Source organism: Janthinobacterium sp. EB271-G4-7A (assembly GCF_020858075.1).
Taxonomy (GTDB): domain Bacteria; phylum Pseudomonadota; class Gammaproteobacteria; order Burkholderiales; family Burkholderiaceae_D; genus Janthinobacterium; species Janthinobacterium lividum.
This window is the reverse complement of the sequence record NZ_JACYMI010000001.1, coordinates 1,440,015-1,463,581: the sequence shown is the minus strand read 5'-3', so window position 1 is coordinate 1,463,581 and position 23,567 is coordinate 1,440,015. Positions and strand designations below refer to the sequence as shown.

Genomic DNA, 23,567 nt, shown 5'->3' with positions numbered 1-23,567 from the left:
CCCGCATCAGGAGCGGATCTCCACGATCTTGCCGAAATTGGCGCCAAATTTCTGTTGATACTCAGTCATCTTTTCCATGCGCTCCTGCACCCGGGTGCGGTCCTTGACTTCGCCGGCCAGCTGGCCGCAGGCCGCATCGATATCGTCGCCGCGCGTCTTGCGCACGGTGGTGATGATGCCGCCATCCATGAGCACCTGGGCAAACGCCTTGATGCGCGGATTTTTCGAGCGGAACAGGCCCGACTCGGGGAAAGGATTGAACGGGATCAGGTTGAACTTGCAGTTCACGCCGAACTCGCGGTCTTGCACCAGCGCCAGCAGTTCGCGCGCATGCTCGTCGCTGTCGTTGACGCCGTCCAGCATGCAATACTCGAAGGTGATGAAGTCGCGCGGAGCAAATTCCAGGTAGCGCTTGCAGGCCGCCATCAATTCCTTCAGCGGGTATTTCTTGTTCAGTGGAATCAGCCCGTCGCGCAAGGCGTCGTTCGAGGCGTGCAGCGAGACGGCCAGGGCCACCGGCACTTCCTGCGACAGCTTGTCCATCATCGGCACCACGCCCGACGTCGACAGGGTCACGCGGCGGCGCGACAGGCCGTAGGCGTTGTCGTCAAGCATCAATTTCAGGGCAGTGACGGTCGGCTCAAAGTTCAGCAGGGGCTCGCCCATGCCCATCATCACCACGTTGGTGATCTGGCGCTCGCCTTTCGGGCCCGGTTCGATGCCCTTGGTGCGGCGCAATTCGAATTCCGCCATCCAAAGCTGGCCGATGATTTCGCCCACGGACAGGTTGCGGTTGAAGCCTTGCTTGCCCGTCGAGCAGAAACGGCAGTTCACGGCGCAGCCGGCCTGGGTCGAGATGCACAGGGTGCCGCGGTTTTCTTCCGGAATGAACACGGTTTCCACGGCATTGCCATTGCCCACGTCGACCAGCCACTTGCGCGTGCCATCCGTCGACGTGTGGTCGCTGATGATGGCCGGGGCGCGCACTTCGGCGCGCGTGGCCAGCTTGTCGCGCAGCGACTTGGCCAGGTCCGTCATGGCGTCGAAATCGGAAGCGCCGAACTGATGTATCCAACGTTGCAATTGTTTCGCACGAAACGGTTTCTCTCCCAACTCGGCGCAGTAGGCGATGAGTTGCGCGGGATCGAGGTCCAGCAAGTTGGTGAGGGTCGTCGTATTCATGATCTTGTCTATTCTAAAAATCCATCCCCGCGCGCATCCGGAGCGAAAACTCCACAGCGGAGCGGGAACAGGGGGTGATAAGTTATTTCACAGATAACGCCAGGAAATAACGTTATCTAAGGCAATTAAGCCTTCAGTTCTGGGAAGAAGTAAGCGATTTCCACTTTAGCAGCTTCGACAGCGTCGGAACCGTGTACGGCGTTAGCGTCGATCGAATCGGCGAAATCGGCGCGGATCGTGCCTTTTTCTGCTTTCTTCGGATCGGTCGCGCCCATCAGGTCACGGTGGGCCAGAACGGCGTTTTCGCCTTCCAGGGCTTGGATCATGACTGGACCGGAAACCATGAAGTCGACCAGATCCTTGAAGAAGCCGCGTTCTTTGTGCGCTGCGTAGAAGCCTTCAGCTTGTTCGCGCGACAGTTGGGTCATGCGTGCTGCAACGATTTTCAGGCCAGCGTTTTCAAAACGGGAGTAGATTTGACCGATTACGTTTTTTGCAACTGCGTCTGGTTTGATGATCGACAGGGTGCGTTCGATTGCCATGTGTGAAAACTCCAATAAAAAGTAAGGTTTAAAACGGTAAATTGATAACTCAATCAACCTTTGATTTTACCATACTCCACCCCATATCACCCAGACAGGCAGGGGGCATCTTGCCGCCCTGCCCCCGTTTAATGAAATCTTAAGCTGCTTTTTTGGCAAATTCCGGCCCTCATGCTATCCTTGGGTAAAGCAGTAATTTGAATTGACAACACGGAGGCACTATGAATCAGAACATGCAACGCACCTTTGACCTGTCGGGGGGCATGCAGCAAGTCCGCCATCAGGTCTTGCGCAACACTTACTGGCTGCTGGCGCTGTCCATGATCCCGACCGTGCTGGGCGCCTTCATCGGCGTGCAAATGCATTTGCCGATGCTGACCGGCGGCATGGGTTTCATCATCTTCATGGCCGTCGCTTTCGGCTTCATGTACGCGATTGAGAAGACCAAGAACTCGGGCCTCGGCGTCGCCGTCCTGCTCGGCTTTACCTTCTTCATGGGCCTGATGCTCACGCCTATTCTGACGCGCACGCTCGGCTACTCGAATGGCGGCATGCTGATCATGACGGCATTCGGCGGCACGGCCACCATCTTGGCCGTGATGGCGACGATCGCCACGGTCTCGAAGCGCGACTTCTCGGCCATGGGCAAATGGCTGTTCGCCGGCGTGATCGTGCTGATCCTGGCATCGGTAGCGAACATTTTCCTGGGCCTGTCGGCACTGTCGATCGTGATCTCCATGGTCGCCATCGCCATCTTCTCGGCCTACATCTTGTATGACGTGCAGCAAATCATCAACGGCGGCGAGACCAACTACATCTCGGCCACCCTGCGCATCTACCTGGACGTGTACAACATCTTCACCAGCCTGCTCTCTTTGCTGGGCTTCGCTGGCGGCAGCCGCGACTAAGCGCTAACGCACGAAAATAAAAGCCGACCCTCGGGTCGGCTTTTTTACGTCTGTCGGCTCTATTTGCCCCTTTCCGCCACCTCCAGCAGGCAGGCGCGGGCGCGGTCCAGGGTCGGATTGTCGCGCTGGGCCGCGTAGACGGCGTAGGCCGAATGCGAGAATTCGGGCGCGTCGCGCACGCGGTGCAGCAAACCCGCATCGAGATAGGGTTGCGCGCTACCGATACGGAAGTAACTGGTGCCGCCCACGTCCAGCAGGTAGACGAGGGCCAGCGGCCCCAGCGAGATCGAAACGGGCGGGCTGCTCAGCTCCGGGTAGGCCGCCTGGTGATTGGCCGCGAAGCTGGGGCCCCAGTCCACATACACATACGTGTCGGCATGCATCTGCCCGTCGGCGCGCGTGGTCACCATCACCAGCTTTTCCTCGGCCAGCAATTCGCTGGCCAGGCCCGGGCGCTGCGGCGGGTTGTACAGCACGGCCAGGTCCAGCGAGCCGTCATGCACGGCGTCGAGCAGGCGCGCGGGGCTGTCGACTTCCGCGCGCAAGGCGATCTGGGGACAGTCGCGGCTCATGCGTATCAGCCAGTCGCCGAGCAGCGGCTGCCACAGGCTCAGCTCGCAGCCGATGCTGACGGCGTCGTCGCGCCCCGGCGGCAAGGCCACCTGGTGGCGCGCCCGCTCCCACACCTGCACCATGGTGGCCGCATGGCGCATGAAGCGCTCGCCGGCCGACGTCAGGCGCGCGCCCGCCTTGTTGCGCACGAACAGCTGGCGCCCCAGTTGCTGCTCCAGCGAGCGGATGCGGGCGCTGACGGCCGTCTGCGTCACGTGCATGCGTTCAGCGGCCATGATGAAACTGCCGCAGGACGCCACTTCCAGGAAGGTACGCGCTTGATTGATATCCATCAATCCATCATATCAGTTGCCGCACATCTCAACTGACACGCTCGTAGCCACCGAGCACGCCCTGCTTGGCCAGCACCCATTGCCACAGCTGCAGGTCGCGCGCGCGAAAGGCGCCGGCGCAGGACAGCAGATAGTAGGACCACATGCGGTGGAAGCGCTCGCCCAGCTGGGCGGCAAAGCGCGGCCACGCCTGCTCGAAATTCGCATGCCAGGCCATCAGGGTCTTGTCGTAGTCGGCGCCGAAGTTATGCAAGTCCTCGGCTACGAACAGATCATCGATGGCGTCGCCGATCTGGCCGAGCGACGGCAAGTCGCCATTCGGGAAGATGTATTTGTCGATCCACGGATCGCACGTGGAATGGCGCTTGTTCTTGCCGATCGTGTGCAGCAGGAACAGTCCGTCGTCTTCCAGGCAGCGGTGCGCCACTTCCATGAAGGTGCGGTGGTTCTTGTGCCCCACGTGCTCGAACATGCCGATGCTGACGATGCGGTCGAATTTTTCATCCGTGTCGCGGTAGTCCTGCAGGCGGAAGTCCAGGTGCTCACCGCCCGGCATGCCGCGCGCATACGCCGCCTGCTCCTTCGAGATCGTCACGCCCACGCACCGCACCTGGTATTTCTCCGCCGCATAGCGCATGAAGCTGCCCCAGCCGCAGCCGATATCGAGCACGCGCATGCCCGGTTCCAGGCGCAGCTTGCGGCAGATCAGATCCAGCTTGGCTTCCTGCGCTTCGGCCAGGTTGCCGGCATCCTTCCAGTAGCCGCAGGTATACGTCATGCGCGGATCGAGCATGGCCGCATAGAAGGCATTGCCCAGGTCGTAGTGCTCCTTGCCCACCATCCAGGCGCGGCGCTCCGTCTGCAGGTTGAACAGGCGCGCAGTCAGCGCATGGAAGGCCAGGCGCATGGGGCGCACGTCGTCGGCCACCCTGGCGCGCAGCAAATGGCAAAAGAATTCGTCAAGCTGGTTCGCATCCCAGTCGCCATCCATGTACGCTTCGCCCAAACCAAGGTTGCCGCTGGCGAAGGCGCGCTCCGGTACGCCCGGTTTGCGCAGCTGCATGTCCCAGGCGGCGCGGCCATTCAAATGGATGTCGGCCTTGGCCAGCAGCTCGGCCGCCTCGCGCGTCAGCCGCGTGTCCAGCGTGACTTTCGGTGTTTGCTGCAACTGCATTGCTGCTTGTGTCGTGTGCTGCGTGTTCATGCCCTGCCGCCTCCAGATGGTTGTCGGTGCTGGCGCGCCGGCGAGTCCACTCCGCGGCCCGGCGCCGCGCCAGCCATAAAATTATCCGCCCGCCATCGCCATCTGGATAATGAAACATCATGGCCATTCATATCAAAATATTTGCTGTGAAATGATTTGAATCAATTTTTTCATGGAAATATTTTTTGCACGAAACGCTCTGAAGCATGAAAAAAGCCGCCTGTACGGCGGCTGTTCGCGGCAGCTTAGCCCACGATCAAAAGTCGTGATTCGGCGGATACTTGCTGTAAAAATCGTTATCCCATTTGAAATTGGTAAACGCCACCGTCATCGATATGTCGAGCGCTTCGACGAAATGCCAGCAGCCGACGGGCAGGAACAGGATCTCGCCCGGCGCCAGCACGCATTCGCGCACTTGCACGTCCGCCATCAGCGGATAGCGCTGCAGGTCGATATCGCGCCCGTCGACGGGCGTAAAACAGTGGCGCTGGTTGTACACCCGCGCCACCTCGCAGGCGGCCATGATGCGCAGCCGCTTGCGCCCTTGCACCTGCGCCATGAAGTTGTTCGTCAGGTCGTGGTGGAATGGCGTCACCGTGCCGGCCGGGCCAAACCATAAAAACCCCGTGAGGCCGCCACTCTGCTCCAGGTATTCGGGCAGCTGGCCGATATCATCCCACAGCTCGCGCAGCGCCTGCCGGTTCTGCGAATTGTTATTCGCCGTCATGTAGAAATCGTTGGTCGCGCCGCTGCCCTCGACCAGGCTGGCGTACTCGCCAAACGCCATCTTGCGCTTGTGCGCCACGCTGTTCATTTCGTACTGCGCATCCGCCTCGCGGCCGAACTGCACTTCCACTTCGCGCTGCGCGTAATGCTCGCGGAAATAGGCCGGGCTCCACTTGGCCATGGCGGGCCAGTCGTCCATCATGCCCGTGATGATCACCGGCTGGTTGGTGGAATAGAACTCCGTCAGGAACTCGTGCGCCGTCAGTTTCTCGCGGCGGGGAATCTCGGGTGGACGCAACTGGTTCAGCTTGCGCTGGATGTCGATCACCCAGTCGCGCTTGGCCAGCCGGTTCGACAGGCGCACGGCGCCGGCCAGGTAGGGACTCTGCAGCGCCAGCTCCACTTCGCGGCGCGCCAGGGGCTCCGTAATGCCTGCCTTTTGCAGCACTGGCATCAGCGCCGACGGGTGGCTGCCCAGCATGAGGTTTTCCGCGATCCAGCTGCGCCATTCGCGGCTCAGCTCCTGTTCCGGCTGCTGTTCTTTCTGCTTGACTCCGAATGTCGATACCGCCGCCATCGCCCGTCTCCTGTTTTTTATGTGAACAAGCGGCCGGGCAGCGTATGCCGCCCGGCCGCCTCCTACTCTAGCGCAGTATTACCGCACCTTCCACACCTCGGTTGCCAGCACGCCATTCGCGTCGCCATCGAGTTCCCACGAGAACGCGCCGCGCAAGCCCTGGTCCTTCACATATTTCACCTTGGTGCCGATGACGGTCGGGTCATCATAGCTCCACCACTGGCCGCCCGCCCCCGTGTACAGGTACAGCTGCTTGGTCACGGGATGGTAATAGCGCGTGCCAGCCTTGGCCACGAGGATTTTATAGTCCTCGATACCCGACTCGTAGGTGCCCGGCGCCGTGCCCGTGGCCGCCTGGTACAGGCCATCGCCATTCGGCCCCGGCGCCACGCCCGTCCAGCCGCGGCCATAGAACGGTATGCCCAGCAGCAGCTTGTCGCGCGGCACGCCGGCGGCAATCATGTACTGCACCGCCTTGTCACCCACGTATTCGCGTGCCATGCCCGTCGACGGATCGGCAGGATCGGCAAACAGCTGGGCGTTGAAGTTGGTGCTGTTTTCCCAGCCGCCGTGGAAGTCGTAGGTCATCAGGTTGATCCAATCCATGTACTGCGAGTACAGGGCCGGTTCCGTGTTGTCGATCTTGTCCTTGCCGGCACCGACAGCGGCCGTCAACAGGTAGCGCTTGCCGTTGGCTGCACCGAGCGCATCGAGCTGGCTGCGGAATTCCGCCATCAGCAAGGTGAAGTTGCGCTTGTCGTTGGGGCTGACCGTGTTGTACGGCTGGCCGCCGCCGACCGGATATTCCCAGTCGATGTCGATGCCGTCAAAGATGTTGGCCGCCGCGCCCACGCCACCGCGACCGCCCTGCACCGGCAGGTTGCCCTTGATGTAGATATCGATGCAGGAACGCACCATCTGCTTGCGCAGCGCATCCGTGGCCGAACCGACGGAGAAGTTCTTCGACCAGCTCCAGCCGCCCAGCGAGATGAACAATTTCAGGTTCGGGTGCGCCGCCTTGAGTTTTCTCAGCTGCAGGAAGTTGCCCGACAACGGTGCATCCCAAGGAATCGCCTGGCCATCGACGGTGCGCTTCGGCGTACGGATGTAGTCGGCCTCGGCATCGCCGCCCGTGCCCGCGTCCGGCGAATTCGGATTCGTCGCACCCGGCTCCGTCTTGGTGATCATGGCGCATTCATAGCCGCCGTTTTTCGGATAGATGTTGCCGAAGGCATAGTTGATGAAGGTCAGCTTGTCGGCCACGCCGCTCGTGTGCACGTTCGCCACTTCATAGTCGCGGCCATACACGCCCCACTGCGCAAAATAGGAGCCGACTTCGCGGCCCGTTGGCGTTGGCGTTGGCGTTGGTGTCGGAGTAGGTGTTGGAGTCGGCGTCGGCGTCGGAGTAGGCGTCGGGGTTGGCGTCGGCGTCGGGGTTGGAGTAGGTGTCGGCGTGGTACTGCAGATCTCCAGGCTGGTCCACGGCTTGCCCGTGCCGGCGGCGCCGCTGCTGGTCGACGGATTGTCGCCCTGCGTCCAGTAGTTGGCGCGGTAATTCGTGCCCGCATAGCTGACGGTGGCGCCCGCGCTGTAAGCCGTGCCGGCCACCCACGCCAGCGCGCAGGTGCCGCCGGTTGGCGTTGGCGTCGGAGTGGGGGTTGGAGTCGGCGTAGGCACCGGGGTCGGGGTCGGGGTTGGCGTGGGAGTTGGAGTCGGCGTTGGGGTGGGAGTCGGCGTCGGCGTCGGCGTGGTGCCGCCGTCGCAGGTGCCGCCGGCGCTCCACAGGCTCGGCGTGGAAACGGGATTCCAACCCGAGCCCACGTGATCCGTCTGCGTCACCAGGGCCGTATAGTTGGCGCCCAGGTAGGTGACCACCGTGCCCGCGTTATACGTGCCGCCCTCTTGCCACGGCACGCAAGCGACCACGGTACTGGCCGCCAGCAATTGCGACCCAGCCGGCGCGCCGGCGTCACCGCCGCCACCGCCGCATGCCGCCAGCACGCCCCCGCTGGCCAGACATACCATCATGTTCCTGATCGTTTTTTTGAGTATTAAATTTTCCACGTTGTCTCCTGTTCAGGTTTGCGGAAATACCACTTTGCTTCAATGAAAAGCTACCCTGTGATTTTGTTTTTTGCAGTTGCAAGAACAGCATGCTGCTGAAAAAATAGGCGGTCAAGTGGTTTTGAAGTGGCCTCAAAGTGGGCAATACCACTTTGCGCAAGAAGCGCAGCGGCGGAGGCAAATGGCGTGTTGTCCTACTGGACAATGAAAAAACGGCAGAGGAAGGATGTAAAAAGACGCTGGATCGGGAAAAGACAGACCAGTTTTATAACACGCTGTAAGTGGTATTGGTGTGGAGGCGGGAGAAAAAGCGGAACCTGTGCAAGCGGCCGGGATACCCTCGGCGCGCCTGAAAAACGTTCAGAGCAAGGCGCCTTGCCAAAGACAGTACGAATAGTACGGCTAGGCAAGGCAACGCAGCTATGGACGTTTTTCCACGTTCAGGGCAAGACGCCTTGCCAAAGACAGTACGCAAGTACGGCTAGGCAAGGCAACGCAGCTATGAACGTTTTATCAGGTGTGCCATCAGAGCAGATCAAAGACCGCCATCGATTCCACGTGGGAAGTGTGCGGGAACATGTTCACCACGCCCGCCTTGCTCAGCACATAGCCGGCTTCCAGCGCCAGGATGCCGGCATCGCGCGCCAGGGTCGACGGGCTGCAGGAGACGTAGACGATGCGTTTCGGCAGCAGGTCCGGACGCACTTGCGACAGGCCGACCAGCGCCTGGCACAGGGCCATGGCGCCATCGCGCGGCGGGTCGACGAGGATGCGGTCGAACTTGCCCAGCGCGATCAGGTCGTCCGTCGTCACTTCGAACAGGTTGCGCGTCGAGAACGAGGTTTTTTCCGCTAGGCCATTGGCCAGCGCGTTTTCCAGCGCCCGCTCCGTCAGGGTGGTGCTGCCTTCGATACCGACCACTTCGCTGCCTTGCGTGGCCAGCGGCAAGGTGAAATTGCCCAGGCCGCAGAACAGGTCGGCCACGCGGTCTGTCGGCTGCACTTCCAGCAAACGCAAGGCTTTCGACACCAGCACGCGATTGATGTGGTGGTTCACCTGCGTGAAATCGACGGGCTTGAACGGCATCTTGACGCCGAATTCCGGCAGCAGGTAATGCAATTGCTTGTCCAGCGGATAGAACGGCACGGCCGTTTCCGGGCCCTTGACTTGCAGCCACCATTGCACGCCGTACTCGTCGGCAAAGGCCTTCAGTTTCGTTTCATCGTCCGCCGTCAAGGGCGCCATGATGCGCAAGACCATGGCGGTCACGTCTTCGCCCACGGCCAGTTCGATCTGCGGCATCTGGTCGAAGATCGACAGCGAAGCAATCAATCCACGCAGCGGCAGCAGCATGGCCGAGATGTGTGGCGGCAAGATCTCGCAGCTATCCATGTCGGCAACGAACGCCGATTTCTTTTCATGGAAGCCCACCAGCACGGCGTCCTTCTTCTTGACGTGGCGCACGGACAGGCGCGCGCGGTAGCGGTAGCCCCAGGTCGGGCCATACATGGGGCGCATGATGCTTTGCGGACGCACCTTGCCGATATGCCACAAGTTGTCTTCCAGCACGCGCTGCTTGATCGCCACCTGCGCCGACGGCTCCAGATGCTGCATCGAGCAGCCGCCGCAATTGTCGAAATGCTTGCACTTGGGCGTCACGCGCATCGACGATTCGCGGTGCAGCGCCGTCATGCGGGCCATTTCCCAGTTCTTCTTTTTCTTGAACGTCACAAAGCTGACGCGCTCGCCCGGCAATGCGCCTTCGACAAACACGACCTTGCCCGGCGAGCCGTCTTCGTTCTCAATATGGCCAACGCCACGGGCGTCCATGTCGAGCGATTTGATTTCGATGATATTTTCTTGCATAGCGATCAATAGGTAAGAGTGGGCCAGGACGCAGGGCCGCGCTGGAACTTGAAAGAATGGGGGAAAGGTCAGGCGCCGCGAGCGGGGCGTATGATAGCAGATCGCGACAGGCAAAAGCCGCTCAAGCCCGCACCGGGCAGCAAGCCTGAGAAAATGCGCAGGGCAAGGCGCGTGGCCGAAGACAGTACGACAGTACGGCGAGGCCATGCAACGCCGCCATGGGCGTTTTATCAGACTTGCTACAGTAAGGAGTCGCGCACGACGCCGCGTGCCGCCATGGCCCGTTTGAGCTTGATCAAGGCCTCTTGCTGGATCTGGCGCACGCGCTCGCGCGTCACGCCCATTTCCTCGGCCAGGGTTTCCAGGGTGGCCGGATCGTCGTTGTCGAGGCCGAAACGGCGCATGATGACCACGCGCTGCTTGTCGGGCAGCTTGGTCAGCCAGTCGCGCACCAGCACCGTCATTTCATGGTGCTCCGCGCGCGCGTCAGGACCGTCTTCGCTGGCGCCGGGCAACATGTCCATCAGCGACGATTGCGGGTCGTTGTCGAGCGGCGCGTCGAGCGAAGTGGCGTGCTCGGACAGGGCCAGGATATCCTGCACCTCTTCCACGGGTCGGCCCACCAGGTGGGCGATGTCTTCCGCCGTGGCATCCTTGCCATCGTGGTGCTGGGCTTCCAGGTGGTACTTGCCGCGCAGAATTTGATTCAGTTCGCGCACCATGTGCACGGGCAGGCGCACCGTGCGCGCCTGGTTCATGATGGCGCGCTCGATGCTCTGGCGTATCCACCAGGTGGCGTAGGTGGAAAAACGGAAACCGCGCTCCGGCTCGAACTTGTCGATGGCCCGCATCAGGCCGATGTTGCCCTCCTCGATCATGTCGAGCAACACCACGCCGCGGTTGATGTAATGCTTGGCGATCGACACGACCAGGCGCAGGTTGTGCTCGATCATGGTTTGCCGGGCTTCAAAATTGCCCTGCTTGGCGAGGGTGGCGTAATGCACCTCTTGCGCCGCCGTCAGCAGGGGCCGCGTGCCGATCTGGTTCAGATAGTGCTGCGTGGTATCGGTCGACAGCTCGGCCGCCAGCACTTTTTTCAATTCATCGACACTTTCGACCAGCACGCTGACGCTGGCCACCTCGCCGCCCTCGCCCGCGTCGACGGCGTCAATGCCGTCGAGTTCGCCGGCATCGTCCGTCACGACTTCGTCTGCCCCGTCTTCCGGGGGTTCCGGGTCATCGTCCAGCTGATCGTGCGGCGCGTGTGTCATTGCTTTACCTAACGGTTAGGCAGGAATTTCGAAGGGTCGACAGGCTTGCCCTGCTGGCGGATTTCAAAGTGCAGCTTCACGCGGTCGGCATCGGAATCACCCATTTCGGCGATGGCCTGGCCTTTGTTGACGTTCTGCCCTTCCTTCACCAGGATGCTGCGGTTATGCGCATACGCCGACAATAAACTATTACTGTGCTTCACGATGACAAGATTACCATAACCACGGATTCCGCTCCCGGCATACATGACTTTTCCCGCGCCGGCGGCCACCACCTGCTGGCCCGCCTTGCCGGCGATATCCACGCCCTTGTTCTTGCCTTCGTCGAAAGTGCCGATGACCTTGCCTTCGGAAGGCCACATCCAGCTGATTTTCTCGTCGCCGGGCGCCGATGCCGCAGGGGCTGCCGCGGCGGCGGCCGGTGCGGTGGCGACGGCTGCCGCCGGCGCCGGCGCAGGCTTGACGTCGCTGCTGCCGCCATCGGCGCGCAATTCGGCCAGGGTGGCGTCGGAATATGCGCGCTTCTCGCCGCGCGGGCCCGTTTTCTTCGGCACGACAGGCGCGGCCGGCTTGACTTCCGTCACCGGCGGCATGACGATGGCCGACGTTTGCGCGCCGCCCGTGTCGCCATTTGGCGGCAACACGCGCAGCACCTGGTCGACCTTGATGTCGTTCGGGTTGCTCAAGTCATTCCAGGCCACCAGGTCGCGGTAATTCTGCCCGTGCTCGAGGGCGATACGCAACAGGGTGTCGCCACGCTTGACCGTGTAATAAGCCGGGTCGCGGTCGCGCGGATCGCTGGCTGCGGCGCTGCTGCTCGATGGCTGGCGCTCCACGACGGGCGCCTGGACGCCCGTCGTGCCGCAACCGCTCAACAGCGCGGCCAAGGTGATGCTACATAGAAGTATGTTACTTTTCTTAATCATTCGCATGTAATTGTATGTCCTGCTTGCTAGCTGATCCGGGGATCATATGGTGCCCGGGCGCAAAGGTACGAAATGGCAATCTTCCAGGGTTTGGCTAGTCCATTCCATTTTCCCCACCCGGGTAATGAGTTGTAAGTGTTGCAATTTAGCCCCCACCGGCGCAACCAGACGCCCGCCGGGCGCCAGCTGTTCCAGCAGGGCTTGCGGGACTTCCAGGCCGGCTGCGGCAAGGATGATCCCGTCAAAGGGCGCCGCCTGCGGCAGGCCAAGCATACCATCTCCGTACTGCAAGCGCAGATTTGACACACGCAGCGGACGCAGATTGGCCTTCGCCAGCTCGTGCAGGGGCCGGATGCGCTCGATCGAATACACCTCTTTCGCCACCAGCGACAGCACTGCCGCCTGGTAGCCGCAGCCCGTGCCGATTTCCAGCACGCGCTGCAGGCTGCCGCCCTGGCGCATCACTTCGATCATGCGCGCCACGATGTACGGCTGCGAAATGGTCTGGTGGTGGCCGATGGGCAAGGAGGCGTCGATATACGCCTGCGACGCCAGCGCCTCGTCCATGAACATGTGGCGCGGCACGGCTTGCAGGGCGTCGAGCACCACCTGGTCCTTGACGCCCTGCTTCGCCACGCGGGCTACCATGGCCCGGCGCACGGCCTCCGAAACGAGCGGGTTTTGTCGCGGCGGTGATACCACCGCAGGCTGCGCCCGCTCATTGGCGATGGCCTGGGCGCGCGACGGCGCGATGGCCGCGTGCGTGCCGTACGGCTGCGCCACGCCCCGCGCCGCGTTTTGCGCCGCATTCTGCGTGGCCGTCTGCGGCGTGGCGATCCTGGACTGGGCCAGCGACTGTCCCCCGCCCTGCCTGGCGGGCTTGCCGGCCAGCGAATCGAGGGACAGGGGGAAGGTACGCGGCTTATCGGTCATAGTGAGCGGTCATGCCAGGCCTTTTGCCAGTGCATCGAGTTGGGTGGTATGGGTCAGGTCGATCTGCAGCGGCGTGATCGATACTTGTCCATGCTCAACGGCATGGAAGTCCGTGCCAGGACCGCCTTCCTTGGCCGCGCCGGCAGGACCGATCCAGAAGATTTCACGGCCACGGGGGTCGAGCGCGCGTATCACGGGCTCGGCCGAATGGCGCTTGCCCAGGCGCGTGGCCACCACGCCTTGCATTTGCTCGTAAGGGATGGCCGGGATGTTCACGTTCAGCAGATACGGTTTCTGCAGGGCGTCAAACTGGCGCTCGACGATTTCCCTGGCCACGCGGGCGGCCGCGTCCAGGTTGGCCCAGCCGAACTGCGACTGGGAAAAGGCGATGGCGGGAATGCCGAACAGATAGCCTTCCGTGGCGGCCGCCACGGTACCCGAATACAGGGTGTCGTCGCCCATGTTGGGGCCGTTGTTGATGCCGGATACCACCAGGTCGGGGCGCTCGATGAGCATGCCCGTCAGCGCCACGTGCACGCAATCGGTGGGCGTGCCGTTGACGAAGTAAAAGCCGTTGGCGGCCTTGTGCACGGACAAGGGCCGGTCCAGGGACAGCGAATTGGATGCGCCCGAACGGTTGCTGTCGGGCGCCACCACGACGATGTCGGCAATGGGTGCGAGCGCGTCGGCCAGGGCCGCCAGGCCTGGCGCCAGGTAACCGTCGTCGTTACTGATAAGAATTCTCATAACGGGATTTTACCCGAAGCGATGCCAACACTGCGCATGCCGCACGCCGATAGGCAGCATTATTTGTGCTGCCGCGCGGACATGGCGCGCCGCATCAGCGCTGCTCGATGCGCGCTTCCGACAACGCCCCTTCCAGCGCCTGCACTTCATCTTCCTGCAAGGCCAGCAAGGCATTCAGGTCGCCTTGCAATTTGTACATTCTTTTCAGCTGCGCCATGCCGCGCCTGCGCAGCTTGCCCGGTACGCCCGGGCGCAGCAGGCAGGACTTCAGATGTTCGGCCAGTTCGCCCGCCTGCGCATACTGTTCGCGTTCTATCATGCCTTGCAACATCGAGATCATGCTGGCCAGGGTATCCGGCTCGGCCCCTTCGTGCCCGTTGGCCCGGCCGGCCAGGATGGTTTCCTGCAAATGCCGCGCGCCGTCCAGCACGCTGTCCGCATGTCCCGTGACGGGTGCGTTCAAGAGCCGGTCGCTGCCGCTGAGGACGGCATCTTCCAGCAGGCGCGCCGCCTCGCTGTCGCCCTGCTGCTGCAGGGTGCCGGCCAATTGCGTCTTGCTGTGCAAGGTATCGAGGTGGTCTTCGCCCAGCAGGCGCGCATGCACTTCCAGCACCTGCTCCTGCACGCTGCGCGCCGCATCGAGTTCACCGCGCCGCAGCAGCGCCTCGGCCAGCTTGCGCTGGCTCATCAGGGTTTCCGGATGGTCGAGCCCGCGCGTGCGCTCGCGCGCCGCCACCTGGTCTTCATGCAACTGGCGCGCGCCGGCCCAGTCACCCTGCCCGGCCACGATATCGGCCAGCAAATCGCGCGTGGCCAGAGTGGCCGCATGGTCGCTGCCCAGGCGCCGCTCCTGCGCCTGCAGCACGGCAGCGAACAGGCGCCGCGCCCCTTCCAGGTCGCCTTCGCGCCCCAAGGCCTGCGCCAGGGCCAGCTTGCTGCGCAAGGTATCGCCATGCTCGGCGCCAAACAGGCGCTCGCGCGCCGCCACCACCGTGGACAGCACTTGCTGCGCCTGCGCCAGCCGGCCCATGCGCAACAAGGTGGCGGCGCGTCCATCCATCGCTTCCAGGGTCAGCGGATGCTCGCCGCCCAGCTGACGCGCATGGCTTGCCAGCACGGCATCCTGCAGCAGCAGCGCCGCCGCCAGCTCCCCCTGCAGCAACAGGGTCTTCGCCAGGCAGGCGCGGGCAGCCAAGGTGTCGGGATGCTCGCTGCCCAGCACGCGCTCGCGCACGTCGAGCACGTCCTCTTCCAGGAAGCGGGCTTCATCGAGCTTGCCCAGCTGGCGCAGCAGGCGCGCCATGCCGCTCTTACAGGACAGGCTGTCGGGATGCTCCTCGCCCAGCAGGCGCACGCGGATCTCGACGCTCTGGCGGAAGGCGTCGAGCGCCTGTCCGCTGCGTCCATCCTTGCGGTACAGCTCGCCCAGACGGGCCAGATCGCGCGCCAGCGGCAGGGCCACGGCGCGGCCCGGTTCGGCCAGCAAGGCCTGGCGCGCTTCGCTGATGGCCCCCAGCAAGGCGATTTCACGGCTCGATTGCCAGGGGAAGTAGCCGCCCGTCAGCCAGTGCAAAAAAGCCTCGAAGGTGCGCGTGAGGGAAAAGCGGTCGCCTCCCTGGTCGATGCGCACGGCCAGCTGCTCGCCGTAGGCAAAGGTTTTCGTCTGCTGCAGCTGGACTTCGTCGAAATAGCTGTCGAGGGCGATCTGCGGCAAGCCGTAGGAAGCGCGCAGCAGGCGCTCGAACATGGGCTGGAAGCCGGCGATGCCCTTGTGCGCGTCGCCGCGGCGCCACTCGGCGCGCTGCGCGCCATCGCCCATTTCTATGCGCGAGGGCAAGGGGTACACGAGCAGCGGACGCTGTTCGTCTTCATGGCTGCGGCGGTACTCGATGGCCCGCGTGACGAGCGCATCGACGCCTTCCAGGCTTTGCCGGTTCGGCGTGAAGACCACCACCAGTTTTTTCGGCAGCAAGGTGGTGCAGATGCCGGCGCTGTCCGTGCGCCCCGTGCGCGAATCGACCAGCACATAGCGGAAATGCTGGGCCAGGGTATCGGCGAAGCAGCGGAACAGGGCCGGGCACGTGTCGAACAGCTGATCCCAGCGCATCTGCGCCAGGCGCTCGCTGTAGCTGGCGTCGAAGCGCCCCGCGCGCATCAGGTACAGCGGGCTGCCCTGGTCGACGCGCACCACGTACTGCTGCCAGTCGATGGCGTCGAGCACGCGCTGGGCCAGCGCCGCGTCCTCGCGCCCCCCATCTTCGCGCCCCCTGGCCTGCCCGCCGGCGCGTCCGCCCGCCGTTTCCAGGCTGATGCGCTCGAGCTGCTGGCGGCACGCTTCGAAGAACTCGAGCACGCCCGGCCGCTCCTCGTGCTGCTCGAAATAATGGTGCAGGCCCGGCGCTTCCATGTCCCAGTCGAGCATCAGCACGGGCACGCTGGCGTTTTCACGGCGCGCCAGCAGGACGGCGATGTTCGACAGGGCCATGGTGCGGCCGGTACCGCCCTTGTAGGAATAGAAGGTGACGACTTCGCCAGGGGCGCTCAAAGGCGGCAGGGAGAGGCGTTGGCATTCCATGACAGGACCTTTTACGTGATTAACGCGGAAAGTGGGGAGGCGGAATGGCGCGCCATTCCGGTGGAATATCAGGCAACACGAAACGGCTGCAATCGTGGCCGGGCGGTGTTGACCGCTTGAGCAAGTGGTAATGCGTGGCGATGCGCTGCACGATGCGTTCGATATCGGGCAGGTATTGCGGATTCGATTTCAAGTCGCCGCTGGCCAGGGTGTAGCCGGAAAAATCGACGTACAGGCCCGACTCCGTGATTTGCGGCGGCAAGCCGTCCGGATGGCGCGTCATGATGATGGGGATGATCAAGTGGCTGGGCAGTTCATACCAGGCCCGCCGCTCCTGTTCGATCAGCTGCATGGCGGCAAATTCGCGCCGCGTATAGCCGTGCGCTTCATATTTGGGCGTGTACAGCACGATCATGCAGACGCTCTGGCACATGGCGCGCGCCACGCGCAGGTCGATATCGTCGCCGCCACCCAGCTGCTCGCTGTCGATGAACAGGACTTCCTCGCGGTCCAGGTGCGGCTCCAGATAGCACGCCAGCGCCTCGATGAGGTCATTCTTGAACTTGTTCATGAACGCATACTGGCCGTGCGCGTAGCTCAAGAAACAGCCGTAGCGGATCTCCATGGCATCCCCCTGTTCCCCGTGCGGCCTGCCATCGCCGCGCCTTGATCCTGCAAGGCATGAGCTCACTGTAGACCGCTCGGCAACAAGCCTGTTTGCGCTGGCACAAAGATGTGTCTGGCGTCCTGGACATGCAGAAAAAAGCCAGAAACTGGCGTGATCGCGCCGATTTCTGGCATGCCAGGCGCGCAAGGCGGCGCCGCGCATAAAACGCTACTCGCTTGATAACAAAGGGAAATACGCCGGCGCGCGGACGGCGCCGGCAAGCAGGGCTTAAGCGCCCTTGGCAGGCAGGCTGCGGAAGAACTCCACCACTTCGGCGGTGTCGCGCGTGCGCTTGAACGGCGGCAGGCTTTGCCAGATGCGCTTGCCGTACGGCTTGGAAATGAGGCGCGGATCGCAGATCATCAGCACGCCACGGTCGCCCTCGTCGCGGATCAAACGGCCCGCGCCCTGCTTCAGGTTGATGATGGCCTCCGGCAGCGAGTGGTGCATGAATCCATTCTTGCCCTGCTTTTCCATCACTTCGATGCGCGCGGCCAGCACGGGATCGTCGGGCGGCGCGAACGGCAGCTTGTCGATGATCACCAGGGACAGCGCATCGCCGCGCACGTCGACGCCTTCCCAGAAGCTCTGGCTACCGATCAGCACGCCATTACCGGCCGCGCGGAACTGGTCCAGCAATTCCGTGCGGCCCTTTTCTCCCTGTACGAACAGGGGGAAGTTCAGACCGCGCTGCTTGAATTCGTCGGCCAGGCGCTCGGCGGCCCGCTTGACGGCGCGCAAGGTGGTGCACAGGAAGAAGGTGCGCCCGCCCGCCGCCTCGATGATGGGCAGGGCGCAGTCGATGACGGCATCCGTGTAGCCCAGCGAGTTCGGTTGCGGCAGGTTTTGCGGCACGAACAGCAAGCCTTGCTGGCCATAGTCGAACGGACTCGGCCACGTGTGCGACGGTTCGCCCGTCAAACCCATCTGTTCGGAAAAATGTTTGAAATCGTTTTTCACGGCCAGGGTGGCGGACGTGAAAATCCAGCTGCGCGGCGTGCCTTCGCGCTGGTTGTTGAAGATCGGCGCGATCGACAATGGCGTTTTATGCAACTGCAAGGAACTGGAAAACGCTTCCACCCAGAACACGGCTTCTTCGCCGGCCGCTACCTTGGCCTTCGGATCGAACTTCCAGCCGCTCAGCTGCTGCGCCAGCTCGACGCCGCGCACCCTGCACTGTTCCAGGGTTTCCGCCCGTTCCGCCTGGGTTTCCAGCACGGCCACCATGCCGTCGAGCTCATCCTTGAGGGTGTCGAGCGCGGGGAAGAAATCGCTCGACGGGGCGATCTGCGGCAGGGACAGGCGCACGATATCCTGCGGGAAGGTCAAACGCAGGTCGCGCGCCGCCTTTTCCACCACCGTGACCGTCTTGGCCCAGTCGATGCCGCGCGCATGCGCCAACCCTTCGGCCAGCACGTCGCGGCACAGTTCCAGGATTTGCGAGGTCGATACCGTATTGCCAAAGAATAAAGTGGCCGTATCGGGCAGCTGGTGCGCCTCATCGAAGATGATGGTGTTGGCCGATGGCAGCAATTCCGCCACGCCCGTGTCCTTCAGGGCCACGTCGGCAAAGAACAGATGGTGGTTGACCACCACCACGTCGGCCTGCTGGGCTTCCTTGCGGGCCTTCATGACGAAACAATCCTGGTAATACTGGCACTCGGCGCCCATGCAGGTGTCGCGCGTGGACGTCACCAGGTTCCAGATCATGGCGTTTTCCGGCACCTTGGTCAGTTCCGCCTTGTCGCCCGAGCTGGTCATCTTGATGAAGCGCGAGATTTCGCGCAGATGGCCCACGTCGTCGCGCGACGTCATGCGGCCGTTTTGCAGGGTGCGTTCCAGGTGGTAATGGCAGACGTAGTTCGAGCGGCCTTTCAGCAAGGCGACGGAAACGGGCGCCTGCAGCGCGGCGCGCACGGTGGGTATATCGCGCAGGAACAATTGATCCTGCAAGTTCTTGGTACCGGTGGATACAATGGTCTTGCCGCCCCACATCAGGGCCGGCACCAGGTAGGCAAAGGTCTTGCCGGTGCCCGTGCCGGCCTCGGCGATCAGGGTCGTCTGGCTGTCGATGGCGCTGGCGATGGCTTTCGCCATCTCCGTTTGCGAACGGCGCGGCTTGTAGCTGCCCACCGCCGGACCGAGCGGGCCGCCGGCGCCAAACAGGCGCTCGATGTCGGCATCATGCTTGCCAGGCGCCGCCTGGGGTTCGGCTGGCAGACTGACTGGCAGATCGGCAGGCTGGCCATCTGGACTTGCGGGCAATAAATTGTGATCGGTCAAAATATACTTAGGTGAAGGCTGGACTGGACGCTACTGGCGCCCCTCAGGCGGGAACGTCGGGCACCAACTGCATTTTCAGCAAGGTGATGTGATCCTTTAATTGCAATTTGCGCTTTTTCAGGCGGCGCAGCTGCAGCTCGTCATGGTGACCATCGAGTATCAGCAACTCGATGACGGCATCGAGATCGCGGTGTTCCACGTTGAGTTCAATCAGGCGCCGCTCTATTTGCTGTGCATCGCTCATGTGTTGCGTTCCAGACAGTGTTGGTAACAGTAATGGGAAACCGGCGCGCGCAGCGTACACAGGCAGCCATAGTGCGTAGTTTAACCTGCCGCGCGCGTTAGGGCACGCCATTTCCGGCATGCCCCCTGCGCGACAGGTCTTATTTGGCAGGCGGCACAGGCACAGCCACGGCCGGCGTGCTGGCAGCGGCGGCAGCCGCCTTGGCAGCCTTGGCCTGCGCTTCGGCCTGGCGCTCGGCCAGACGTTGCGCCACGCGTTTCTGGCGTGCCACGGCATCCGCCTGTTTTTTCGCATACTGCGCTTCACGGGCCGCGCGGCGCGGCGCTTCGGCGGCATCGGCGGCAGCCTGTTTCGCCATCTTCGCCGCATGCTCGGCTTCGCGCTCGGCCACGCTCTTGCCTTGCGCCTTCGGTGGCGCCGGCTCGGGCGCGACCACTTTCACGGGCTTGGGCACGGCCGCGGCGCGCTGCTCGGCATCCAGGCGCGCACTTTCCTGCGTCCGGGCCAGATCGATATCGCGCAGGCGCACGGATTCGGCCCGCTTGAAGTAATTCGCTTCCGCGTCGACGGCACGCAGGCGCACGAGGATCAGGCGGCGCTTTTCCTTGGCCTGGTCCAGGCAGTTATTCACGAAAAACTTGTTGTAGCACTCGAGTTCGCGCGCGGCAAACTCATTTTCCGCCGCCTCGCGCTCGCTGGCCGACTGCTTCAGCTTGGCGTCCGCTTCTTCCACCGACAAGGTGGCGGGCACCTGCGGCGCGCCGACCTCATCCAATGCTGCGCTACCCTGATGCGCGCAGGCGGACAACGCCAGGGCAAGGCCCAGCGCCGCGCCCAGCTTGTATAGTGTATTTGCCATCATGTTCCTTATCCCTGCCTCAAACGATCGCGTCGGCCGCGCCGCGCTGTTCTTTTTCCATGTATTCGCGCGATTGCATCTCGATGATACGCGAAACGGTGCGGTGAAACTCATTGGCCAGCATGCCGTTCGTGTACAGCTCATCAGGCGGCACTTCGGCTGACATGATCAGCTTGACCTTCTGGTCATAAAACACGTCGATCAGCCAGGTAAAGCGGCGCGCTTCGGACGACTGCGCCGCCGACATGGCCGGTATGCCGGACAATATCACCGTATGGAAGCGGCTGGCGATTTCCAGGTAATCATTTTGCGAGCGGGGACCGCCGCACAGGGTGGCGAAATCGAACCAGATGATGCCGCCGGCGCGGCGCAGGCAATGGATTTCGCGGCTCTCGATGCGGATGCGCGCATCTTCGTCGGCCGTCTCGGCGATGCGCGTGTAAGCGTCGCGCAGGGCCTTGTCGGTGTCCGCGCCGAGCGGCGTGTAGTAGCTTTCCACCTGCTCCAGCGCGCGGCCGCGGTAATCGACGCCGGCGTCCACGTTCATCACGTCGAGCTTGTCCTTGAGCAGCGCGATGGTCGGCAGCATGCGGTCGCGGTGCAGGCCGTCCGGATACAGCAGGTCCGGGTCGTAATTCGAAGTCATGATGAAGGACACGCCGTTGGCGAACAGGGCCGACAGCAGGTTGTACAGAATCATCGCGTCGGCGATGTCGGAGACGTGGAATTCATCGAAACAGATCAAACGGTATTTCTTGGCGATGCGCTTGGCCACCTCGTCGAGCGGGTCGGCCACGCCTTTCAATTCATCGAGCTGCTGGTGCACGCCGCGCATGAATTCGTGGAAGTGCAATCGCGTCTTGCGCACCAGGGGCACGACCGAGTAAAAACTGTCCATCAGGAACGATTTACCGCGCCCCACCCCACCCCACATGTACACGCCTTTCGGCACGGCAGGACGGTTCAGCAGGCGCTTGAAGGTGCTCGAGCGCTGGCCCTTGTAGGCCACCCACTCGTCATAGCACAGCTGCAGGCGGTCGACCGCGCGCCGCTGGGCGGCATCGGCCTTGAAATCACGCTTCTGCAACGCGTGCTGGTAAAACTCTTCTACGTTCATGGGATTCGCTTTAACGCACAAGGGCGCCGGCGGAAAAAATCCGCGAGCGCCCCTGTAGGACTAACTACAATTAAAAGTTCAACGTGCGCTTGTCAACCGCCAGTGCCGCTTCCTTGGTCGCTTCCGACAGGGATGGGTGAGCGTGGCAGATGCGCGCGATGTCTTCGGCCGAGGCCTTGAATTCCATCGCCACGACGGCTTCGGAAATCAGTTCGGACGCCATCGGGCCGACGATGTGCACGCCGAGGATTTCGTCGGTGGTCGCATCGGCCAGGAATTTCACCATGCCCGAGGTGTCGCCCAGCGCGCGCGCACGGCCGTTGGCCATGAACGGGAAGGTGCCGGCCTTGTAGGCAATGCCTTCGGCCTTCAGGGTTTGCTCGGTCTTGCCGACCCACGCGATTTCCGGCGAGGTGTAGATCACCCAGGGAATCGTGTTGAAGTTGGTGTGACCATGCTGGCCGGCGATACGCTCGGCCACGGCAACGCCTTCTTCTTCCGCCTTGTGCGCCAGCATCGGGCCGCGCACGACGTCGCCCACTGCCCATACGTTCGGCAGGTTGGTCTTGCAGTCGCCGTCGACGGCGATGAAGCCGCGCTCGTCCAGCTGCAGGCCGACTTTATCGGCACCCAGGCCATTCGTGTTCGGCGTGCGGCCGATCGAGATGATCAGCTTGTCGAACACGGCTTTTTGCGCTTCGCCCTTGGCGTCCACGAATTCCACGGTGACGTCTTTCTTGCCCGGCGTGATCGCACCGATCTTGCAACCGAGGTTGATCTTCAAGCCTTGCTTGGTGAACAGCTTCGACGCTTCCTTGGCGATCTGCTCGTCCACGGCGCCCAGGAAGACCGGCAGGCCTTCCAGCACGGTGACGTCGGAACCCAGGCGGCGCCATACGCTGCCCATTTCCAGGCCGATCACGCCGGCGCCGATGACGCCCAGCTTGGCTGGTACGGCGTCGATGGCCAGTGCGCCCGTGTTCGACAGGATCAGTTTCTCGTCGAATGGTGCGCCCGGCAGTTCGCGCGCGTTCGAACCCGTGGCGATGACCACGTGCTTGGCCGTCAGGGTTTCGTTGGCTTCGCCCGTCACGCTGATCTCATACGTGCCAGCGGCGGCGGCAGCGAAAGCGGCGCGGCCGTGGAAGAAGGCGATCTTGTTCTTCTTGAACAAGTACAGGATGCCGTCGTTGTTTTGCTTGACGACGGTGTCCTTGCGCTTGAGCATCTGGCCCAGGTTCAGCTTCAGGCCGGCGACATCGATGCCGTGCTCGGCGAAGCTGTGGCCCGCGTGTTCGAAATGCTCGGACGATTGCAGCAGCGCTTTCGACGGGATGCAGCCGACGTTGGTGCAGGTACCGCCAGGAGCGGCGCCGCCCTTGGCGTTCGACCACTCGTCGACGCAGGCGACGGAAAAGCCCAGCTGCGCTGCGCGGATGGCGGCGATGTAGCCGCCAGGGCCCGCACCGATGACAACTACGTCAAATTGTTTAGTACTCATGTTTTGTTATTCCAATCTCTTCGTCTGGTACGAAAATCCACAATAGAAGGTAAATCACCACGCCGAAGCCGAAGGTCAATGTAAACAGGACGAAGACGAGGCGCCAGATCCACGCTTCCATGCCGGAAGCGCGGCCCAGGCCGCCGCAGACGCCGCCAAGCCAGCGGTCGTTGCGCGAACGGCGCAGGCGGTTGAATTCCTGCACCAGGTCGTTCGCCGGGCCGGCCGCCGCATCGGCGCCGGCACCGGACGTGCTGTCCGGCTTGTCCAGGTTGATATTGCTCAGGAGCTTGGCTTTCGCTTGCGCGAATTCCGCGTCGCTCAGGGCGCCCGCCAGGTGCAACTCGTGCAGACGCTTGATTTCTTCAGAGACGTTCATGGGAATCCTCTTTCATTGAGATCAGCCAGCTGCGTCTTCTGGCAAGGGGTATCAGCTACATTGCCCCGGCGGCGACGCCGGGGGACTACGG

General features: G+C 62.7%; 20 protein-coding genes. 1 reads left to right on the top strand and 19 read right to left on the bottom strand.

Translation table 11 applies throughout. The features are described from left to right. Window positions 1–6 precede the first annotated feature (6 nt). Together rlmN and ndk are read right to left on the bottom strand one after the other, a co-directional pair. Entirely contained in the window at window positions 7–1,182 is a 1,176-nt protein-coding gene (gene rlmN / locus IGS58_RS06575; RefSeq protein WP_034752035.1) for a 23S rRNA (adenine(2503)-C(2))-methyltransferase RlmN, read from the bottom strand. Between the two features lie 125 nt (window positions 1,183–1,307). Then, complete coding sequence (gene ndk, locus IGS58_RS06570; protein WP_034752036.1) at window positions 1,308–1,724, bottom strand: nucleoside-diphosphate kinase; 417 nt, start codon at window positions 1,722–1,724, stop codon at window positions 1,308–1,310. 221 nt (window positions 1,725–1,945) lie between these two features. On the opposite strand from ndk, the gene IGS58_RS06565 reads away from it, so the two are divergent. Then, on the top strand, window positions 1,946–2,632 hold the full coding sequence (locus tag IGS58_RS06565) for a Bax inhibitor-1/YccA family protein (protein WP_034752039.1): 687 nt from the start codon (window positions 1,946–1,948) through the stop codon (window positions 2,630–2,632). Between the two features lie 59 nt (window positions 2,633–2,691). On the opposite strand, the gene IGS58_RS06560 is transcribed toward IGS58_RS06565, so the two are convergent. The 17 genes from IGS58_RS06560 to IGS58_RS06480 all read right to left on the bottom strand — a co-directional run bounded on the left by IGS58_RS06560 (window position 2,692) and on the right by IGS58_RS06480 (window position 23,476). Then, entirely contained in the window at window positions 2,692–3,537 is an 846-nt protein-coding gene (locus IGS58_RS06560) for a LysR family transcriptional regulator (protein ID WP_230520906.1), read from the bottom strand. A 28-nt stretch (window positions 3,538–3,565) separates the two neighbouring features. Then, a complete protein-coding gene (gene cfa / locus IGS58_RS06555; protein WP_230522203.1) occupies window positions 3,566–4,711 on the bottom strand; it encodes a cyclopropane fatty acyl phospholipid synthase in 1,146 nt (381 codons plus the stop codon). A 286-nt stretch (window positions 4,712–4,997) separates the two neighbouring features. Beyond that, entirely contained in the window at window positions 4,998–6,044 is a 1,047-nt protein-coding gene (locus tag IGS58_RS06550) for a cupin-like domain-containing protein (RefSeq protein ID WP_081345453.1), read from the bottom strand. 78 nt (window positions 6,045–6,122) lie between these two features. Then, a complete protein-coding gene (locus IGS58_RS06545; RefSeq protein WP_268989816.1) occupies window positions 6,123–8,072 on the bottom strand; it encodes a glycosyl hydrolase family 18 protein in 1,950 nt (649 codons plus the stop codon). A gap of 561 nt (window positions 8,073–8,633) precedes the next feature. After that, window positions 8,634–9,974 (bottom strand): 23S rRNA (uracil(1939)-C(5))-methyltransferase RlmD, encoded by a 1,341-nt coding sequence (gene rlmD, locus IGS58_RS06540; RefSeq protein ID WP_034789062.1) that lies wholly within the window; start codon window positions 9,972–9,974, stop codon window positions 8,634–8,636. Between the two features lie 239 nt (window positions 9,975–10,213). After that, window positions 10,214–11,245 (bottom strand): RNA polymerase sigma factor RpoS, encoded by a 1,032-nt coding sequence (rpoS, locus tag IGS58_RS06535; protein WP_034789065.1) that lies wholly within the window; start codon window positions 11,243–11,245, stop codon window positions 10,214–10,216. Window positions 11,246–11,253: 8 nt separating this feature from the next. After that, window positions 11,254–12,171, bottom strand: coding sequence for a peptidoglycan DD-metalloendopeptidase family protein (locus IGS58_RS06530; RefSeq protein ID WP_034789067.1), 918 nt, complete (start codon window positions 12,169–12,171; stop codon window positions 11,254–11,256). 42 nt (window positions 12,172–12,213) lie between these two features. Next, complete coding sequence (locus tag IGS58_RS06525) at window positions 12,214–13,104, bottom strand: protein-L-isoaspartate(D-aspartate) O-methyltransferase (RefSeq protein WP_070254077.1); 891 nt, start codon at window positions 13,102–13,104, stop codon at window positions 12,214–12,216. Window positions 13,105–13,113: 9 nt separating this feature from the next. Then, window positions 13,114–13,851, bottom strand: coding sequence for a 5'/3'-nucleotidase SurE (surE, locus tag IGS58_RS06520; RefSeq protein WP_034789072.1), 738 nt, complete (start codon window positions 13,849–13,851; stop codon window positions 13,114–13,116). Between the two features lie 94 nt (window positions 13,852–13,945). After that, entirely contained in the window at window positions 13,946–16,426 is a 2,481-nt protein-coding gene (locus IGS58_RS06515) for a tetratricopeptide repeat protein (protein WP_230520905.1), read from the bottom strand. 19 nt (window positions 16,427–16,445) lie between these two features. Further along, a complete protein-coding gene (locus IGS58_RS06510; protein WP_034752049.1) occupies window positions 16,446–17,051 on the bottom strand; it encodes a toll/interleukin-1 receptor domain-containing protein in 606 nt (201 codons plus the stop codon). A gap of 270 nt (window positions 17,052–17,321) precedes the next feature. Then, window positions 17,322–19,376, bottom strand: a complete 2,055-nt coding sequence (locus IGS58_RS06505; protein ID WP_070254078.1) for an ATP-dependent DNA helicase — start codon at window positions 19,374–19,376, stop codon at window positions 17,322–17,324. A gap of 43 nt (window positions 19,377–19,419) precedes the next feature. Further along, entirely contained in the window at window positions 19,420–19,620 is a 201-nt protein-coding gene (locus IGS58_RS06500; protein ID WP_034752051.1) for a YdcH family protein, read from the bottom strand. 139 nt (window positions 19,621–19,759) lie between these two features. Beyond that, window positions 19,760–20,479 carry a hypothetical protein gene (locus IGS58_RS06495; RefSeq protein ID WP_225317386.1) on the bottom strand — a complete coding sequence of 240 codons (720 nt, stop codon included), beginning with the start codon at window positions 20,477–20,479 and terminating at the stop codon, window positions 19,760–19,762. Between the two features lie 19 nt (window positions 20,480–20,498). Then, window positions 20,499–21,596, bottom strand: coding sequence for a cell division protein ZapE (gene zapE, locus IGS58_RS06490; RefSeq protein WP_034789077.1), 1,098 nt, complete (start codon window positions 21,594–21,596; stop codon window positions 20,499–20,501). A gap of 70 nt (window positions 21,597–21,666) precedes the next feature. Further along, the gene (lpdA, locus tag IGS58_RS06485) at window positions 21,667–23,097 is read right to left on the bottom strand and encodes a dihydrolipoyl dehydrogenase (protein WP_070254080.1); all 1,431 of its coding nucleotides are present in this window, start codon (window positions 23,095–23,097) and stop codon (window positions 21,667–21,669) included. After that, window positions 23,087–23,476, bottom strand: a complete 390-nt coding sequence (locus tag IGS58_RS06480; protein ID WP_070282087.1) for a PspC domain-containing protein — start codon at window positions 23,474–23,476, stop codon at window positions 23,087–23,089. Before IGS58_RS06480 ends, lpdA begins: the two co-directional genes overlap by 11 nt. Between the last annotated feature and the right edge of the window lie 91 nt (window positions 23,477–23,567).

Excerpts from the sequence above, each read along its gene's own strand:
- rlmN (WP_034752035.1), bottom strand. The coding sequence starts at position 1,182 with ATGAATACGACGACCCTCACCAACTTGCTGGACCTCGATCCCGCGCAA.
- ndk (WP_034752036.1), bottom strand. The coding sequence starts at position 1,724 with ATGGCAATCGAACGCACCCTGTCGATCATCAAACCAGACGCAGTTGCA.
- IGS58_RS06565 (WP_034752039.1), top strand. The coding sequence starts at position 1,946 with ATGAATCAGAACATGCAACGCACCTTTGACCTGTCGGGGGGCATGCAG.
- IGS58_RS06560 (WP_230520906.1), bottom strand. The coding sequence starts at position 3,537 with ATGGATATCAATCAAGCGCGTACCTTCCTGGAAGTGGCGTCCTGCGGC.
- cfa (WP_230522203.1), bottom strand. The coding sequence starts at position 4,711 with ATGCAGTTGCAGCAAACACCGAAAGTCACGCTGGACACGCGGCTGACG.
- IGS58_RS06550 (WP_081345453.1), bottom strand. The coding sequence starts at position 6,044 with ATGGCGGCGGTATCGACATTCGGAGTCAAGCAGAAAGAACAGCAGCCG.
- IGS58_RS06545 (WP_268989816.1), bottom strand. The coding sequence starts at position 8,072 with ATGATGGTATGTCTGGCCAGCGGGGGCGTGCTGGCGGCATGCGGCGGT.
- rlmD (WP_034789062.1), bottom strand. The coding sequence starts at position 9,974 with ATGCAAGAAAATATCATCGAAATCAAATCGCTCGACATGGACGCCCGT.
- rpoS (WP_034789065.1), bottom strand. The coding sequence starts at position 11,245 with ATGACACACGCGCCGCACGATCAGCTGGACGATGACCCGGAACCCCCG.
- IGS58_RS06530 (WP_034789067.1), bottom strand. The coding sequence starts at position 12,171 with ATGATTAAGAAAAGTAACATACTTCTATGTAGCATCACCTTGGCCGCG.
- IGS58_RS06525 (WP_070254077.1), bottom strand. The coding sequence starts at position 13,104 with ATGACCGATAAGCCGCGTACCTTCCCCCTGTCCCTCGATTCGCTGGCC.
- surE (WP_034789072.1), bottom strand. The coding sequence starts at position 13,851 with ATGAGAATTCTTATCAGTAACGACGACGGTTACCTGGCGCCAGGCCTG.
- IGS58_RS06515 (WP_230520905.1), bottom strand. The coding sequence starts at position 16,426 with ATGGAATGCCAACGCCTCTCCCTGCCGCCTTTGAGCGCCCCTGGCGAA.
- IGS58_RS06510 (WP_034752049.1), bottom strand. The coding sequence starts at position 17,051 with ATGGAGATCCGCTACGGCTGTTTCTTGAGCTACGCGCACGGCCAGTAT.
- IGS58_RS06500 (WP_034752051.1), bottom strand. The coding sequence starts at position 19,620 with ATGAGCGATGCACAGCAAATAGAGCGGCGCCTGATTGAACTCAACGTG.
- IGS58_RS06495 (WP_225317386.1), bottom strand. The coding sequence starts at position 20,479 with ATGGCAAATACACTATACAAGCTGGGCGCGGCGCTGGGCCTTGCCCTG.
- zapE (WP_034789077.1), bottom strand. The coding sequence starts at position 21,596 with ATGAACGTAGAAGAGTTTTACCAGCACGCGTTGCAGAAGCGTGATTTC.
- lpdA (WP_070254080.1), bottom strand. The coding sequence starts at position 23,097 with ATGAGTACTAAACAATTTGACGTAGTTGTCATCGGTGCGGGCCCTGGC.
- IGS58_RS06480 (WP_070282087.1), bottom strand. The coding sequence starts at position 23,476 with ATGAACGTCTCTGAAGAAATCAAGCGTCTGCACGAGTTGCACCTGGCG.